This window comes from Desulfovibrio sp. TomC (genome assembly GCF_000801335.2).
Lineage (GTDB): Bacteria > Desulfobacterota > Desulfovibrionia > Desulfovibrionales > Desulfovibrionaceae > Solidesulfovibrio.
The window spans coordinates 150,757-165,936 of the sequence record NZ_JSEH01000005.1 but is presented as its reverse complement, the minus strand read 5'-3'; the positions used below and the strand labels follow the sequence as shown (position 1 = coordinate 165,936).

General features: G+C 64.4%; 11 protein-coding genes. All 11 read left to right on the top strand.

Going from position 1 to position 15,180, the window contains the following annotated elements:
- Positions 1 to 201: 201 nt before the first annotated feature.
- The 11 genes from NY78_RS25735 to NY78_RS06550 all read left to right on the top strand — a co-directional run bounded on the left by NY78_RS25735 (position 202) and on the right by NY78_RS06550 (position 15,010).
- The gene (locus tag NY78_RS25735) at positions 202 to 978 is read left to right on the top strand and encodes a response regulator (protein ID WP_043633333.1); all 777 of its coding nucleotides are present in this window, start codon (positions 202 to 204) and stop codon (positions 976 to 978) included.
- Between the two features lie 11 nt (positions 979 to 989).
- Entirely contained in the window at positions 990 to 2,408 is a 1,419-nt protein-coding gene (locus tag NY78_RS06595) for a sigma-54-dependent transcriptional regulator (protein WP_043633330.1), read from the top strand.
- A 352-nt stretch (positions 2,409 to 2,760) separates the two neighbouring features.
- A complete protein-coding gene (locus tag NY78_RS06590; RefSeq protein ID WP_043633328.1) occupies positions 2,761 to 4,941 on the top strand; it encodes a S8 family peptidase in 2,181 nt (726 codons plus the stop codon).
- A 457-nt stretch (positions 4,942 to 5,398) separates the two neighbouring features.
- The gene (locus NY78_RS06585) at positions 5,399 to 5,728 is read left to right on the top strand and encodes a hypothetical protein (protein ID WP_156180877.1); all 330 of its coding nucleotides are present in this window, start codon (positions 5,399 to 5,401) and stop codon (positions 5,726 to 5,728) included.
- Entirely contained in the window at positions 5,725 to 6,861 is a 1,137-nt protein-coding gene (msrB, locus tag NY78_RS06580) for a peptide-methionine (R)-S-oxide reductase MsrB (protein WP_043633322.1), read from the top strand. The genes NY78_RS06585 and msrB overlap by 4 nt, the downstream gene beginning before the upstream one ends.
- Before the next feature lie 250 nt (positions 6,862 to 7,111).
- Entirely contained in the window at positions 7,112 to 8,890 is a 1,779-nt protein-coding gene (locus NY78_RS06575; RefSeq protein ID WP_043633318.1) for a sensor histidine kinase, read from the top strand.
- Positions 8,891 to 8,957: 67 nt separating this feature from the next.
- The gene (locus NY78_RS06570; RefSeq protein ID WP_043633317.1) at positions 8,958 to 10,610 is read left to right on the top strand and encodes a sensor histidine kinase; all 1,653 of its coding nucleotides are present in this window, start codon (positions 8,958 to 8,960) and stop codon (positions 10,608 to 10,610) included.
- A gap of 117 nt (positions 10,611 to 10,727) precedes the next feature.
- Positions 10,728 to 11,120 carry a response regulator gene (locus NY78_RS06565; protein WP_043633314.1) on the top strand — a complete coding sequence of 131 codons (393 nt, stop codon included), beginning with the start codon at positions 10,728 to 10,730 and terminating at the stop codon, positions 11,118 to 11,120.
- Positions 11,098 to 12,018: a sensor histidine kinase gene (locus tag NY78_RS06560; RefSeq protein ID WP_043633311.1), complete on the top strand. Its 921-nt coding sequence runs from the start codon at positions 11,098 to 11,100 to the stop codon at positions 12,016 to 12,018. Before NY78_RS06565 ends, NY78_RS06560 begins: the two co-directional genes overlap by 23 nt.
- 91 nt (positions 12,019 to 12,109) lie before the next feature.
- Entirely contained in the window at positions 12,110 to 12,499 is a 390-nt protein-coding gene (locus NY78_RS06555; RefSeq protein ID WP_043633308.1) for a response regulator, read from the top strand.
- Positions 12,500 to 12,613: 114 nt separating this feature from the next.
- Positions 12,614 to 15,010: a glycosyltransferase family 39 protein gene (locus tag NY78_RS06550; protein WP_043633305.1), complete on the top strand. Its 2,397-nt coding sequence runs from the start codon at positions 12,614 to 12,616 to the stop codon at positions 15,008 to 15,010.
- Positions 15,011 to 15,180: the final 170 nt, after the last annotated feature.

Below are 15,180 nucleotides of genomic sequence, written 5' to 3'. Positions count from 1 at the left end.
CAAGTAGGCATCCGGGACCGGAGCGCAAGCCCGGGCGACCGGAGCCCGGGCGCAGCGGCCGAACCGTTCGATCCATTATTTATGGAGTCACTCTCAAAGCCAGATTTGTCATTCACTTGGGGCCATGGTAAGAGATTGCACGCATACTGGAAAGGGTCAGCTCCAACCTCGCAGCGTTTCCACTTCAAGAAGGGGCGTGCCATGGATGTTTCGAGTCCGGCTCAGGACCTGCCTTCCCTGACCGTGCTTGTCGTCGACGATAACGACGTCAACCGGATCTACATGCTCCACCTGCTGCGCAAAAACGGCCACACCCCGATCCCGGCGGTCGACGGCAGGCAGGCCCTGGAAGTCGCGGCGTCCCAGCCCGTGGACTGCATTCTCATGGACATCCAGCTGCCCGACATGGACGGCCTGACCGTGACCCGGGCCATCCGCGAGGGCCGATGCTCCCCGGCCAACTCGCCGCAGGTGCCCATTTTGGCCCTCACCGCCTTTGCCATGCCGGGCGACCGGGAACGCTGTCTGGCGGCCGGCATGAACGCCCATGTGCCCAAACCGGTACGCGGCCAGGACCTGTTTGCCGCAATCAGCCAAATCCTGCCCCCGCCCCGGCCGGTCGCTGCCCTCGAACCGGCCCTTCTTGATCTGTCGGAATTTTCCCGGAAAGGACGCCAGGAGTTCGCTGCCGAACTCTTGGCGCTGTTCCTGGAACTGGCCGAACCCAAGGGACTGGCCCTGGCCGAGGCCATCTCCCGGGGCGATGCCAACGCCGCCCTGGGTCTGGCCCACGACCTGGCCGGCATGGCCGGGCCGATCCGGGCCGAACGCCTTGGCTTGGCCATGCGCGCCTTGCAGGAAGCCTGCCGGCGCGGCGATGTCGCGGCCTGCCGGCAAGGCCACATCCAGGCCAAGCTGGAACTGGCGGCCGTACTCGCTGTGGTGCGCGCCCATCCCTACCTGATCCAGGACGCCTGACCCCGATCCCCATGGCGCACATCCTGGTCATCGACGACGACGCCTTTTTCCGGGAATTCCTGGGTCGCCTGTTGGCTGCCGAGGGCCACGAAACCGCCCGGGCCGCCTCGGTGGCCGAGGCCGACGGGCTGGCCCGGGCCGCGGAATTCGATCTGGTCTTTCTCGACGTGCGTCTGCCCGATGGGTCGGGCCTGGACCTGCTGCCCAGACTGCGCGTCCTGCCAAGCGAACCTGAAGTGATCATCATCACCGGCGCCGGCGACCCGGACGGCGCTGAACTGGCCATTTTGAGCGGGGCCTGGGATTATATCGAAAAATCCGCCAGCCAGGAGGCCCTGCGTCTGGCCTGTCTGCGCGCGTTGCGCTTTCGTGAGAAAAAACAGGACGCCCTGCCTGTGCGCCGCCCCGGCATCATCGGCGGCGGCCCGGCCATGGAGCGGGCCTTGCGCCAGCTTGGCCGGGCGGCCAGAAGCCAGGCCAATGTCCTGCTCGTTGGCGAGACCGGCACCGGCAAAGAGCTTTTTGCCCGGGCCATCCACGACAACAGCTCCCGGGCCAAGGCCGATTTCGTCATTGTGGACTGTGCCGGCCTCCAGGAAACCATCATGGCCAGCGAACTGTTCGGCCATCGCCGGGGGGCGTTTACCGGCGCGTCCGGGGACAAGCCCGGCCTCTTGGCCAGGGCCGACGGCGGCACCTTGTTTCTGGACGAGATCAGCGAGCTGTCCCTTGAGATGCAAAAAGGCTTTTTGCGCTTGCTGGAAGGCCACACCTATCGCCCGCTGGGCGAAAACCGCGAGATCCAGGTCGATTTCCGGCTGGTGTGCGCCAGCAACCGTGATCTGGCCGCCATGGTCGCGGCCGGGACCTTCCGCGAGGACCTCTTTTACCGCATCCGGGCCGTGACCATCACCCCGCCGCCGCTGCGCGAAATGGCCGACGATCTGCCGGATATCGCCGAATTCCACCTCACCCGCATCTGCCGGGCCGGCAAGCTGCCCCTGACTCAGCTCTCGGGCGAACTCCTGGAACTGTTTGCCGGCTACGACTGGCCGGGCAACGTGCGCGAACTGGTGCACGTGCTGGAAGCGCTCATGACGGCCGCGCCGCTTGAACCGGAGCTCCTGCCGTCGCATCTGCCCCGCGAGGCCCGGGCCCGCTTGGTGCGCTCCCGGGCTGCCCGCGCCCGGCCCGCCAAAGGGCCGACGGATCCCGGCCCCTTGTGCCGCATGATCGACGCCCCAAGCGACGGTGCACACCTGGATTGGGAATCCTACAAGCGCCAAGCCCACGACCGGGTGGAGCGCGCCTACCTCGAACACCTCCTTGGCGTCAGCGGCGGCGATGTCCGCACGGCCATGAACCGCTCGGGCTTAAGCCAGTCGCGCCTCTACGGCCTTTTGCGCAAACACGGCCTGACTCTGCGTTAAAGGACCAACCGGTTCGGCCAAAGCGCAATTTTGCTCTTAGGCCCGTCCTTCTTGTGACCGCTCACCCGCCGCAGCAGACCAGCAGCCCGCCGAAAACATGCGCCTGGCCTTTTGGTCCTGGCACAACATGTTTTTGTGACAGCCCAAATACTCCCTGGACAAGCATGCAAATCGTCTTGTATCGTTGGACTTACAAGAGACCTTCCCTGCACGGGAGTACCAGACAATTTCGACGTTATACAAATAATGCCTATGCAATAGAACCAACATAGAGACAAACAAGCTCATAGTACTATCAAAAAATACGCCATATAGACATTTCTACACAAGATCAACAAAAAAAGGCGGACGTATGTTGAAGTTGTCCAAACGTATTATTGCCCTTGCAACCATTCACATCGTATTCATTTTTTCCGTCCAGGCTTCGGCCCAACAAAGCGCCCAGCAAATCGTCGCCCAGATCCAAACCGACTCCAAGCTCCATGCCTCACAAACAGCATTGGCTCCCCTGGCCGCCGAAGGCGCTGCCGGCAGTTTCATTGTCATGCTCAAACAGACCCGGGGCCATAGCCCCTCGGAATTCACCACCGAGGCCGGCAAGGCCGAGGTGCGCGCCAAAACCCAGGCCAGCCTGGACGCCTTTTTCAACCGACGCCAGGCGGCCGATCTGGGCACGGTCACCCGGCAATTCAGCTACATGCCGGCCTTCGTTGTCACCGCCACGGCTGGACAGCTCGCCGCCCTGCTCGCCAATGACGCTGTGGCCAGCGTGGAGGAAAACGGCGTCCTTGAACCCCACCTGCGCCAGGGCATTCCCCTGGAAAACGCCCTGGCCACCCGGTCGCGCTACAACGGATCCGGCGTGAGCGTGGCCGTCTGCGACACCGGCATCGACTACACCAATCTTTATCTCGGCAACGGCAGCTTTCCCAACGCCAAGGTCCTCGGCGGCTACGACACGGGCGAAGGCAAAGCCGATCCCCTGGACCGCCAGGGCCATGGCACGGCCTGCGCCGGCATCGTGGCCGGCGATCTCGCCGACACCGGCGACTATATCGGCGGCGTGGCCCCGGGAGCCAAGCTCTATGCCCTGAAAATTTCCAGCACGGCCACCGGCGGCAGCGCCAGCAACGCCTCCATGATCGCCGCCTGGGAATGGGCCGTAACCCACCAGAACGATTCCCCGGCCAACCCCATCCGCATCATCAGCACCAGTTTTGGCGGTGGCCAGTACACGGCCAACTGCGATGCCGTCGTGCCGGCCATGACCACGGCAGCGGCCAATGCCGTGGCCGCCGGCATCACCCTCTTCGCCTCCTCGGGCAATGACGGCTACTGCACCGCCATGGGCTGGCCGGCCTGCATCTCCCACGTCGTCTCCGTGGGTGCGGTCTACGACGCCAATTTCGGCAACTACACCCCCTGCGTCAGCGGGGAATCGTGTGCAAACAGACTCTCCACCACCGGCTGCACAACGGGCTGGTACGTGAACGACCCAACCGCCGCCGACAAGGTCACGGCCTATTCCAACTCCACGTCTTTCCTGACCCTGTTTGCGCCGTCCAACCAGGCCTACACCCTGCAATGCGCTTACCAGGGCGGCACGTTCAACACGTCCTTCGGCGGCACCTCGGCCGCCTGTCCCTATGCCGCCGGCGCGGCCGCCGCCCTGCAAAGCGCGGCCAAGGCCATCACCGGCAACTACCTCACCCCGGCCCAGGTGCGCTCCACCCTGACCACCACCGGGACGTTGGTCACCGACGGCAAGACGCCCGTCACCAAACCCCGGGTCAACCTCAAGGCCGCCATCGGCACCCTGAAACCGCCTCCAGTTGCCGGCGTCAACCTGCTCCCGCTTGGTCTCCCGGCCAGCATCGGCATTGCCAGCACGTCTTCACCCACGAGCTTCACCGAACTGTTTACAGCCGGCCTTGGCAACTGGACGGCAAATACGTTCGGGTTGTGGTCCACGTTAAACGGAGCGACCACCATCGGCACTGGAAGCGCCAAATACCACTATCTGCACCGCTCCAACGCCAATTTCGCCAATCTTGACTACCGCGTTACCATGCAGTTGTCCGGCAATGCCGCATCCCTTGACGCCGCCTGCCTGTTCATGCGGTCCGTCCCCACGCCGCAAGACACTACCGGAGACCTCTACAGCGGCTACTGGATGGCTTACCGCAACGGCGGAACCTACAGCATTTGGAAAGTGAGCGGCTACTCCTGGGCAAAGCTCCAGGATTGGACCAGCAGCACCGCCATCAACCAGTCCGGAGTCAACGAACTGCGGGCTGTGGCCAACGGCACAACCCTGACCTTTTACATCAACGGCATCCAGGTGTTGACCACGACCGACGCCACCCACACCTCCGGCAAGGTCGGATTTGGCCTGTATGACGCCCAGGGCGGCGCCTTAAACGTCACCCGGGCCACCCTGACCGGCACCGCCGCCGATCCCGCCTTCACTGTTCCCGCCGACGCCCCGCCCGCAGCCGGCAGTACGACCGACCCCAAAACGGCCCGGCCCTAAGAGCCCTCCGATACGTCCGCGTCCGTCAGTCGCCCTGAACCCGGCGACTGGCGGACGCTTCGTTGCAGCCTCGGGGACGCTCCTCCTTGAGCCGCCCGGCCTAGCCCCGGCCGGGCATCCGCCTTTCGCCCCTGGCCCTGGCGGTCCGTGACGGCGTCCAATGCCTCCCGGCCTGCCCCCGACCGGGCATCCGCCCTGCGCCCCTGGTCTCCACAGTTGCAGCCAGGCGACAGCTTCCGGCCGCAGCCATCCTCTCCCCCGTCCCCTCAAGCACGCCTCGGTCCGCCGACCGACTGCCTGATTCCTCTCCAACAACTCCTCTTTATCAGGAATTTTTCACAACCGGCTCGGCTCATTTCAAATTTATCCTGCAATTCCAGGGCATCATGGATCAGACAACATGGCCCGATTCTTGATGATGGTTCTCAAGTCCAACCTGCAGGCAAGGAGTATTGCCATGAACGGCCCTGCATCGCCTCTCGTCTGCTCGCCAGCCCAGCCTCCCATGCGCTTGGCCCATTTCGACGAGCGCGAGGTGGCCGGACACGGTACTCGTTTTTGGGAATTAACATTGCACAAAACAAGCGTCGGCGGCTATATTCTAGAGACCGTCATGCGCGGATCACGACCGCAGGATCGTCCTTTGGCCGCCGCCCTCTCCTTCGGCGACATTGCGGCACTCCTGGATTTTCTTGGGGCTCCCGATGTCGTTTCCCCGCTTGCCGAGGGACTGCTCGACCGCGCTGCCGGCTTGGACCCGGCTCTGGGTCCAAGGGGGACACCATGACAACCACATATCGCATCCTGTTGGCGCTGGCCCTGCTCCTGGCCTGGGGCAGCGCATCCCCCCGAGTCGGCGACGCCGCCGCCGGGGCGTCTGTTACCGGAAAGGAGGACACGATGTCGCGCCAAACTGCAACCCAGGCCGTGGCCACGCTGGCCGGCGGCTGTTTCTGGTGCGTGGAAGCGGATATGGAAAAGCTGCCCGGCGTAACGGCCGTCATTTCCGGCTATACCGGCGGCAGCGAACCCCACCCCACCTATGAGCAGGTGTCGTCCGGAACCACCGGGCACTACGAGGCCGTACAGGTCCACTTCGACCCGAAGCGCGTCACCTACCGGCAGGTCCTCGACGTCTTCCTGCGTCATATCGACCCCACAGACCCGGGCGGACAGTTCGCCGACCGCGGGCGGCAGTACCGCACAGCCATCTTCGTCCACGACGAGGAGCAAAAGCGTGAAGCCGGGCAGGCCCTGGCGGATCTCAACGCCTCGGGACGCTTCCCGCGGCCGGTCGTCACGGAAATCCTGCCGTTTACCGTGTTCACCGAGGCCGAATCGTACCACCAGGATTACTGGCGCACCCACGCGCTGCAATACAAGACCTACCGCAGTTTCTCCGGGCGCGACCAGTTTCTGGCCAAGGTCTGGGGCGATGAGGCCAAGGCTGCCGAGGTCCCGGCCAAGACGGCGTCCTGGAAGGACTTCACCCGGCCAGACGATGCCGCCCTGCGCAAGCAACTGTCGCCGCTGGCCTTCAAGGTCACCCGGGAAAACGGCACCGAACGCCCCTTTGACAACGCCTACTGGAACGAAAAGGCCCCGGGGCTTTACGTGGACGTGGTCTCCGGGGAACCGCTCTTCAGTTCCCGCGACAAGTACGACTCGGGCACGGGCTGGCCAAGCTTCACCAAGCCGATCCGCCCGGATGCCGTGGTCGAACACGACGACGTGAGCCTGTTCTCCCGCCGCACCGAAGTGCGAAGCCGGCTGGCCGATTCCCATCTCGGCCATGTCTTCCCCGACGGCCCCCCACCGACCAAGCAACGGTATTGCATGAATTCCGCCGCCCTGCGCTTCATTCCGGCTGACGCCATGGTTCAGGCCGGATACGGCGAATACGTAAACGATATCCAGTAAGCGTCCCCGCCTGCCTCCCTTTCCCGCCTCACCCGGTCCTGGCAGGGTTCGTCCCTGCCAGGACTCCTGCCTGGGCCGCCTGTATATGTGAAACCCGGCACAATAGACTGGCAAACCCGGCCGGCATCAGCTAAGTTGAGGCATCCCGTCCGACGGATCCGCTGGCGGGCCGCTACCGCCTGTTGTGCGCCAACCGAAAACGGCCTGCCATGGCCAGGGAGACGGACGTGCCAAACACTGGTGAGCGCGCGTGGCCCTAAGCGTCAAAGGGAAGCTCAAGACGCTGTGCGGCTGTATTGTGGCAGGATTCATCCTGATCTTTGCCGTGGATTTCCTGGAAACCAGCCTCACCGAGCGCACCCTGACCCTGGAGCGACTGGCCGTCGCCGCCCGCATCGAAGCCCTGGAGATGCGCCGGCAGGAAAAAAACTACTTTCTGCGCCATGATCCCGAGGCCCTGGCCGCCGTGCGCCGCCACCAGCAGGCCGCCGTCGCGGCCATCGAAACCATCCGCAGCCTGGACCCCGACCACGATCCCCTGTGCGATGCCGCCCTGACCCATCTGCACAACTATCTGACCGGCTTTGTGGCCATGGCCGGCAGCCCCCAGGCGACAGTGCCGGACGATCCGGCCACCCGCTACCTGGAAGGCTCCCAGGCCCTGGAAAATCTGGCCGCTCTCCAGCCATCTCTGACAGCGGCAATCAAACACCTGGAGCGCCTGGAAAAACGCTGGCTGGCTTCGGGCACTCCCGACGACTACAAACGCCTGGAGCGAGACGTCGAACGTCTGCGCGACGCCGCCCGGGCGGCCGGTGATCCGCCTGGCGAGGCAGATCGGGTGCTGTCGCAATATCTGGCGGCCCTGACCGCCTATGCCGGCCGCCTTTCGGACGACAGTTCGCCCAAGGCCGGATTTGTGGCCGCCGCCCGGGCTCTGGAGCCGGTCACCGAGGACCTGCGGGCCCGCTACGAAGCCAAACGCCTCCAGATCAGCCGGACCACCAGTCTGGTCGTGGCCGCCATCCAGCTGACGGTCCTTGCCCTGGTGGCCCTGGCCGCCTGGGGGCTTTTCCGCTTCGTGGCCTCACCCCTGGCCGAGCTTGGCCGCCACGCCCGCCGGGTGGCCCGGGGCGAGGCCGGCAACCTCGATCCTGCCGCCTATGACGGGGAATTCCGCGAGGTGGCGGCTGATCTGGCCCGCATGGAGCGCCATCTGCGCAATACCATCACCGATCTGGCCGCCAAGGAACGCGAAGCCCGTCAGGCCAGGAAACGGGCCGAAGATTTAAGCCGGGTCAAATCCGATTTCCTGAGTCTGATCTCCCATGAGCTTAAAACCCCGCTGACCTCCATGGTCGGCTTTGCCCAGGTCATGCGCAAGCGCCTGGAACGGGACGCCTTCACCCAGATGATCGCGGCCGAACCCGAACTGGCCGCCGAAATCGCCCGCTCCCGGGCCAACCTGACCATCATGCTGGACGAGGGCCGTCATCTGTCCGGCTTGATCGACAACCTGCTGGAACTGGCCGCCCTGGAATCCGGCGAGATGCCCCTGTCCCTGGGTGCTGTCCCGGCTGCGGCAGTGGTGGATCAGGCGGCGGCCGACCATGCCGGCGCCATGGCCCACAAAGGACTGGTCTTTGTCCGCGACATCCCGGACGATTTTCCGCTCCTCCGCTGCGACCGCGAGCGGCTGCTCTTTGTCCTGGGCCAGCTTCTGTCCAACGCCGTCAAATTCACGCCCTCCGGGCACATCGCCTGCCGGGTCCGACGCGACGGCGACATGGCCGTCATCTCCATCGAAGACACCGGCCTGGGCATTCCGCCAGAGATGCGCGAGGCTGTTTTTGAAAAATTCCACCAGCTTGGCGATGTCACCACCGGCAAGATGCCAGGCCTGGGCATCGGCCTGGCCGCCTCCCGGGCCGTGGTCGAACACCACGGCGGGACCATCCACATCCACGACCGCCAAGGCGGCGGCGTCGCTGTGAGCATCACCGTTCCTCTGGTCCAGGCGGCCGCATGAGCCTTTGCGTCTCCAACTCGCCTGGGCTATCATTGCTCCCGCGTTCACAACTCCACGAGGCCATACCATGATCCAGGATGAATTCAGCCGGCTCCGCCTGAAACTTGTCGCCATCACCCTGGCCTTTTCCTTTATTCCGCTGCTAAGCCTCGGCCTTGGCCTCTACACGAGGTTCTACGACACCTACACCGACAAGATCTACGACAACCTGCGCAACCTCGTGGACAACAAGAAGGTCACCCTCGACCTCTTTCTGTCCGAGCGCGTGGCCCAGCTCTCCAATCTGGCCCTGACCGAATCCTACCAGGACCTCTCCGGCGACGCCTACCTCGAGCGCATCTTCGGCGTGCTCCAGCTGCACAGCAAATCCTTCCTCGATTTGCAGGTCATCGACCAGAACGGCATCTGCGTCTCCTACGTCGGCCCCTACCAGCTGCGCGGCATCGACTACAGCCGTGAGGACTGGTTCCGCACCGTCATGGCCAAGGGCATCCACGTCAGCGACGTGTTCCTGGGCTTTCGCAAATACCCCCATTTCAACATCGCCATCAGCCGCCGCGAAGGCGAGAAGACCTGGGTCCTGCGCGCAGCCATCGATTCCGACATCTTCGATTCCCTGGTGCGCGTCATCCACCTCGGCAAATCCGGCGACGCCTTTTTGCTCAACGCCCAGCACGTGCTGCAAACCAAGCCCCGCTTTGGCCACGACATGTTTGACACCGTCCCCTTCCCCGACGTTCCCCGTTTTTCCGGCACCCGGGTGGAGGAAATGACCGTCGGCGGCCAGGTGTCGCTCTACGCCATGACCTGGCTCAATCTCAAAGACTGGCTGCTGGTCATCAAGGATGATCCGGCCGAAGAGATGATGCCGCTGTACCGGGCGCGCTGGCTGCTTATCGTGCTGCTCTCGGGCGGTTCGTTGCTCATCATTGCCGGCGCGGTGGTCATCGCCAACGGCACCGTGCGCCAGCTGATCAGGGCGGAACGGGAAAAGGCCGGCCTGGACGCCTCGCTTACCCAGTCGAGCAAGATGGCGGCCCTGGGCAAACTGGCCGCCGGCGTGGCCCACGAGGTCAACAACCCCCTGGCCATCATCATGGAAAAGGCCGGCTGGATGCGCGATCTCTTAAGCGAGGAAGACATCAAGGCCAGTCCCAATTTCCAGGAATTCGCCGATGCCGTGAACAAGATCGAGTTCCACGTGCGCCGGGCCAAGGACGTCACCCACCGCCTGCTCGGCTTTGCCCGCCGCATGGAACCCACCCAGGAAAACCTCGACGTCAACCTGCTCCTGGAGCAGACCCGGTCCTTTCTGGAAAACGAGGCCAACTTCCGGGGCATCACCTTTGTGCGCAACTACCAAAGCGACCTGCCGCACATCGAGTCCGACACCTCCCAGCTCCAGCAGGTCTTTCTCAACATTTTGGACAACGCCATCGACGCCATCGATAAAAACGGCTCCATCACCATCACCACCAGCGCCGTGCCCGACGCCGGCGAGGTGGAAATCGCCATCACCGATACCGGCAAGGGCATCCCCAGGGAAGCCCTGGAAAAGATCTTCGATCCGTTTTTCACCACCAAGAAAGTCGGCGAAGGCACCGGCCTTGGCCTGACCATCAGCTACAGCATCATCGAGAAGCTGGGCGGCCACATCAACGTCCACAGCCAGGAAGGCCAGGGAACCACCTTCCATATCACCCTGCCCATCGGCGGATGACCATTTTGCCCAACCCCGGACGCCACCTGCAACCAACGCCGCAGCCCTATACCCATGCAACACGCAAACAGCCCGACGCCGCAGGCGCAACAGCCAACCGCCTGGAGAGAGGTACAGATGGGACTTCGCGTCTTGGCCGTGGATGACGAGACCGACTTCATCGAAACCCTGGTCAAACGGTTCACCTACCGCCAGATCCCGGTGACCGCCGCCTCAAACGGCCCCGACGCCCTGGCCCTGCTCGACCGGGAGCCCTTTGACGTGGTCATTTTGGACATGCGGATGCCCGGCATGGACGGACTGACCGTGCTCCAGGAGATCAAAAAACGGCACCCCCTGGTCGAGGTCATCATCCTGACCGGCCACGCCTCGGTGGAAGCCGGCATGCAGGGCATGTCGCTTGGGGCCTACGACTACGTGCTCAAACCCGTGGATTTCGGAGAACTGCTGGAAAAGGCCAACAAGGCCTACGAGCGAAAAACCCTCCATGAATCCCAGCGCCCGTCCTGAAGACCCCAGCCCGCCGCTGTGGCCCCACACCCTGCTGGCTCCGCTCCTGGCCGGCGCGGCCGTGCTCTCGGCCCTGGCCGCTCCGCCCCTGGCCGGCGTGGCCCTGGCCCTGTTTGCCGGCATGGTCTGCATTGGCTCGGCCCTGGTCCTGGCCCGGCGGGTGCGCCGCGGCGAGCGAAAGCTCCACGACCTCGACCTGCGCCTGCTGCAATCCCAAAAACTCGCCGCCATCGGCGAACTGTCCTCCGGCATTGCCCACGAAATAAATAACCCCCTGGCCATCATCACCCAGGAAATTGATCTGGCCCGGGAACTCTTCGGACCAACCGGCTGCCCCGACCCGAGCGATCTGGCCGATATCCGCGACAGCCTGGATCAGGTCGGCAAGCAGGTGGCGCGCTGCCGGCAGATCACCCACAAGCTCTTAAATTTCGCCCGCAAAATGGAACCCGTCCTCCAGGAAGAAGCCCTGGAGCGGGTCATCGAGGACATGGCCCTGCTGGTCGAACGCGACGCCCTGGGCCGGGGGGTGGCCATTGTCCGCGACTACGACGCTGCCCTCCCCCCGGTGCGCACCGACGTGCCGCTGTTGCGACAGGTCATCTTGAATCTCCTGACCAACGCCCTGCACGCCACCCCAAAAGGCGGGGCCATCACCCTGGCCACCTGCCGCCGGGACGGACAGGCCGTGATCGAAGTGCGCGACACCGGCTGCGGCATCCCGCCGCAAAACATGGCCAAAATTTTCGACCCCTTTTTCACCACCAAGGAACCCGGCAAAGGCACGGGGCTTGGCCTGTCCGTTTCCCACGGCATCGTCGCCCGCCTGGGCGGCAGCCTGACCGCCCAAAGCACCCCCGGCCAGGGCGCAACCTTCACTGTGGCCCTGCCCTTGTAAACCAACCGCAACCGCCTGTGGATTTGCCGCTGTTCGTTGTACGCCCGCCCGAACAATGCCGCCAATCCGCAACCGCCCACGGAGACGTCCCATGGCCGATTCCATCCGCGTCCTCATCGTCGACGACGAAGAACGATTCCGCGACACCCTGGCCAAGCTGCTCGGCCGGCACGGCTTTACCGTGCGCACGGCCGGGGGGGGCAACGAAGCCCTGGCCCTGCTGGCCGACGCCCCTTGCGACGTCATTGTCCTGGATGTCAAAATGCCGGGCCTGTCCGGCCAGGAGGCCCTGCCGCTGTTGCGCGCCGCCTGCCCCGAAGCCGAAGTCCTGGTCCTGACCGGCCATGCCTCGGTGGACATCGCCTCGGCCATGATCGCCGGCGGCGCAGCCGATTACCTGCTCAAACCCTGCCCGACCGACGAACTGGAAGGGGCCATCCGCGCCGTCTACGACAGACGCCAGGCGACAAAACCGCGCTAAGCGCCGGTTTTCTCCCGCCCACTGGTGCACCGTTCCCCTGGCGGCGGCTTCCGGGTTCGCTTCGGTTGTCTGCGTCCACTCCCTCAAACCCGGCTCGGCTACCCGCAACACGCTATGCCCACATCAAATCGCTTTTCCGCCAATCCCGCGGCCCTGGCCCTGGGGGTCGCCGTGCTGGCGGCCCTGGTCCTGCGTTTCTACCATCTGGACAGCTGCCCACTGTGGTGGGACGAAATCCTTGTCCCGCTCAATGCCCAATATGGTTTTGCCTCGGTCATCGAACGCGCCTTGCGCTGTGACTTCCATCCGCCCTATTTCACGCTGCTGGGGACCTTGTTCCTCGGCCTGGGCACAAGCGAACTGGCCCTGCGCCTGATCCCGGCCCTGTGCGGCGTGGCCCTCGTGGCCTCCGTCGGCCGGTACTTCGCTCCCTTGTTCGGCCAAGGCCCGAGTCTGGTGGCCGCCTCTCTGCTGGCCGTCAGCGCCATGAACCTGTTCGTCTCCCGGAGCGTGCGCCCCTATGCCTTGATCGTGCTCTTTTCCTGCATGGCCTTTGGGTTTCTCCTGCGCTACCTCAAAGGCGGCGCGCGCCGCGACGGCCTTGCCCTGCTGACCTGCAACCTGGGCTTTGTGCTGTTTCATTTCTCCGGGTTGATCATCCTTTTTGCCCAACTGTGCGTCTTCCTGTTCTGGCGGCTGGCCTACGACAGACGAACGAACTGGTCTGAAGGGATTGCTGCGGCGGGATTTGGCGTCCTGGTCGCAGGCCTGCTCGCCCCCTTTTTCCTGGCCCATGTCGCAGGCTTTGCCGCACCCGCCCAGGCCACGATGGCTGCCACGTTTCTGGAATGCCTGAAAAACATTGCCAACGGCCTTGGTCCGGCCACGATGTTCCCCAAGGACCTGTCCTTTCATTCCAGCCTTGCGGTCAGCAGCAGCCTCATCGTTTGCATCGTTGTCGGCATGTTCCGTTCATACCGGGTCGACAGACGTCTCACCCTTGCCTGTCTCATCTATATTGCAACGCCCATCGTTGTCCTGACGCTTAAACGCTACGCATCCTACTTCAACCCCTGGCATGTTTTGTTTCTGAGCCCCGTCCTGCTGCTTTTCGCGGCCACGGGACTTTGCGCCCTCCTTGAAAAGGCGACCAAAAGCCCAACCGTAGGCCCGGCGGCGGCCATCGTGATCGCCCTGGCTGGGACCGTGTACTTCTTCACGGCCAACAGCGCGGTCTTTTCAAAGCAATACCATTACACCGCAAGCTATCAGCCCTTGGCCCAGGCTGCCGGACGCTATATCGATCCCAAGGCCGTCACGGTCTTTTCCGACGGCTCCCTGGCGGACTGCATCGGTTGGTACACAAAACAGTATGCCGTCCCCGATCCCTTCACGCATTCTCCCGATCTGGCCGCCAACACGCCCGTTGACGTGACCTTTGTCAGTTTCGGCGACTTTGCCCATTTCGGGGCCACCGAGCAGGAATTCCTCCAGTACTTCGGCCCACCCGCCTCGGTTGCCGCCGTCCCGATCACCCCGTTGCAGCCCCTGACCCGCTACAGCTTCCACTATCCGCACAGCCCGCTGCCGGCCCTGGCCGAGTTGCCGACCACCCGCACCCTGACAAGCGCCCCCAGGGAGCTTTTCAGCCAGGCCAGCCGCCTGCACAATGTGACCCTGCACCCGTACTTTGAAAAAGGGGTCCGGGTCCTTGATCCGGCCCGGCCGGGCATCGTGGAATACGAGTTTGCCTGCGCCGATGCCCAAAAAGCCCCGTCCCTGCTGGCCGGGAGCCTGTCGTATCGCAATGCGGCCGCAGGCGGCCGCCTGACCGCCGCCTGCGCCTTTGACGATGAGCCCCTGACCCCTGTTGTTGTCAGCGCCGGACCGGACGGCTCCACCCGCAAAAGCTTCCTTCTTGTCAGGAAGGCTCCCTACAGCCGGCTGCGGCTTCGCCTGCAACTGGACAATCCCACCCCGCCGGCCGGCATGACCGGCCCCTCGATGGACACGCTGCAATGGACCGGCCTGACCCTGTACGCCAATGACGTCGCCACGGAGCGATTCATTTCGAGCAGCCTGGTCATCGATACAACGCTGGGGGCACTTGAACACGATGGGACGACGGCCTACCGGTGGGCCTCCGGTCCGGCCACCCGCTTTCAGTTTACCCTTTCGGCCCCTGAACCCATCACCATCGAGGCGGCCTGCAACAACCCCATCCCGGGGCAGGGCGTCGCCTATGTCCTAAACGGCGCACCCATAGCCTCCGCCAAGGACCTGCCGGCCCAGCCCTGGCTCGCCGGATTCACGGAACAGACCATAACGGCCCTGGGACAGGCCGGGGAGAATGTGCTGGAACTGCGTTTTGACAAGTGGAATCAACAACCGGACAGCCCGCAGGCGACCTTTGCCCCGAAGGATGGACGCCCCCTGGCTGCGGCCTGCACCGTGCTGCGCATCAACCGGCAACAGCCGCCAGCGCAGACGCCGGACAGCCCCTCGGAGTGACGGCGTCAGAAACGGCCGGAAGACGGGATGAAACAGAGGAAGGCGCAGCCATGGCCGGCGGGGGGGACGCAGCCCGTCGCCCGGGTCTGATTGCCGGGGTCTGGTTGCCCGGGTCCGGCAGGCCGGGTCCGGCAGGCCGGGTCCGGCAGGCCGGGTCCGGCAGGCCGTCC

Coding starts and splice junctions, on each gene's coding strand:
- NY78_RS06565 (WP_043633314.1), top strand. CDS start 10,728: ATGGGACTTCGCGTCTTGGCCGTGGATGACGAGACCGACTTCATCGAA.
- msrB (WP_043633322.1), top strand. CDS start 5,725: ATGACAACCACATATCGCATCCTGTTGGCGCTGGCCCTGCTCCTGGCC.
- NY78_RS06560 (WP_043633311.1), top strand. CDS start 11,098: ATGAATCCCAGCGCCCGTCCTGAAGACCCCAGCCCGCCGCTGTGGCCC.
- NY78_RS06555 (WP_043633308.1), top strand. CDS start 12,110: ATGGCCGATTCCATCCGCGTCCTCATCGTCGACGACGAAGAACGATTC.
- NY78_RS06550 (WP_043633305.1), top strand. CDS start 12,614: ATGCCCACATCAAATCGCTTTTCCGCCAATCCCGCGGCCCTGGCCCTG.
- NY78_RS25735 (WP_043633333.1), top strand. CDS start 202: ATGGATGTTTCGAGTCCGGCTCAGGACCTGCCTTCCCTGACCGTGCTT.
- NY78_RS06590 (WP_043633328.1), top strand. CDS start 2,761: ATGTTGAAGTTGTCCAAACGTATTATTGCCCTTGCAACCATTCACATC.
- NY78_RS06585 (WP_156180877.1), top strand. CDS start 5,399: ATGAACGGCCCTGCATCGCCTCTCGTCTGCTCGCCAGCCCAGCCTCCC.
- NY78_RS06570 (WP_043633317.1), top strand. CDS start 8,958: ATGATCCAGGATGAATTCAGCCGGCTCCGCCTGAAACTTGTCGCCATC.
- NY78_RS06595 (WP_043633330.1), top strand. CDS start 990: ATGGCGCACATCCTGGTCATCGACGACGACGCCTTTTTCCGGGAATTC.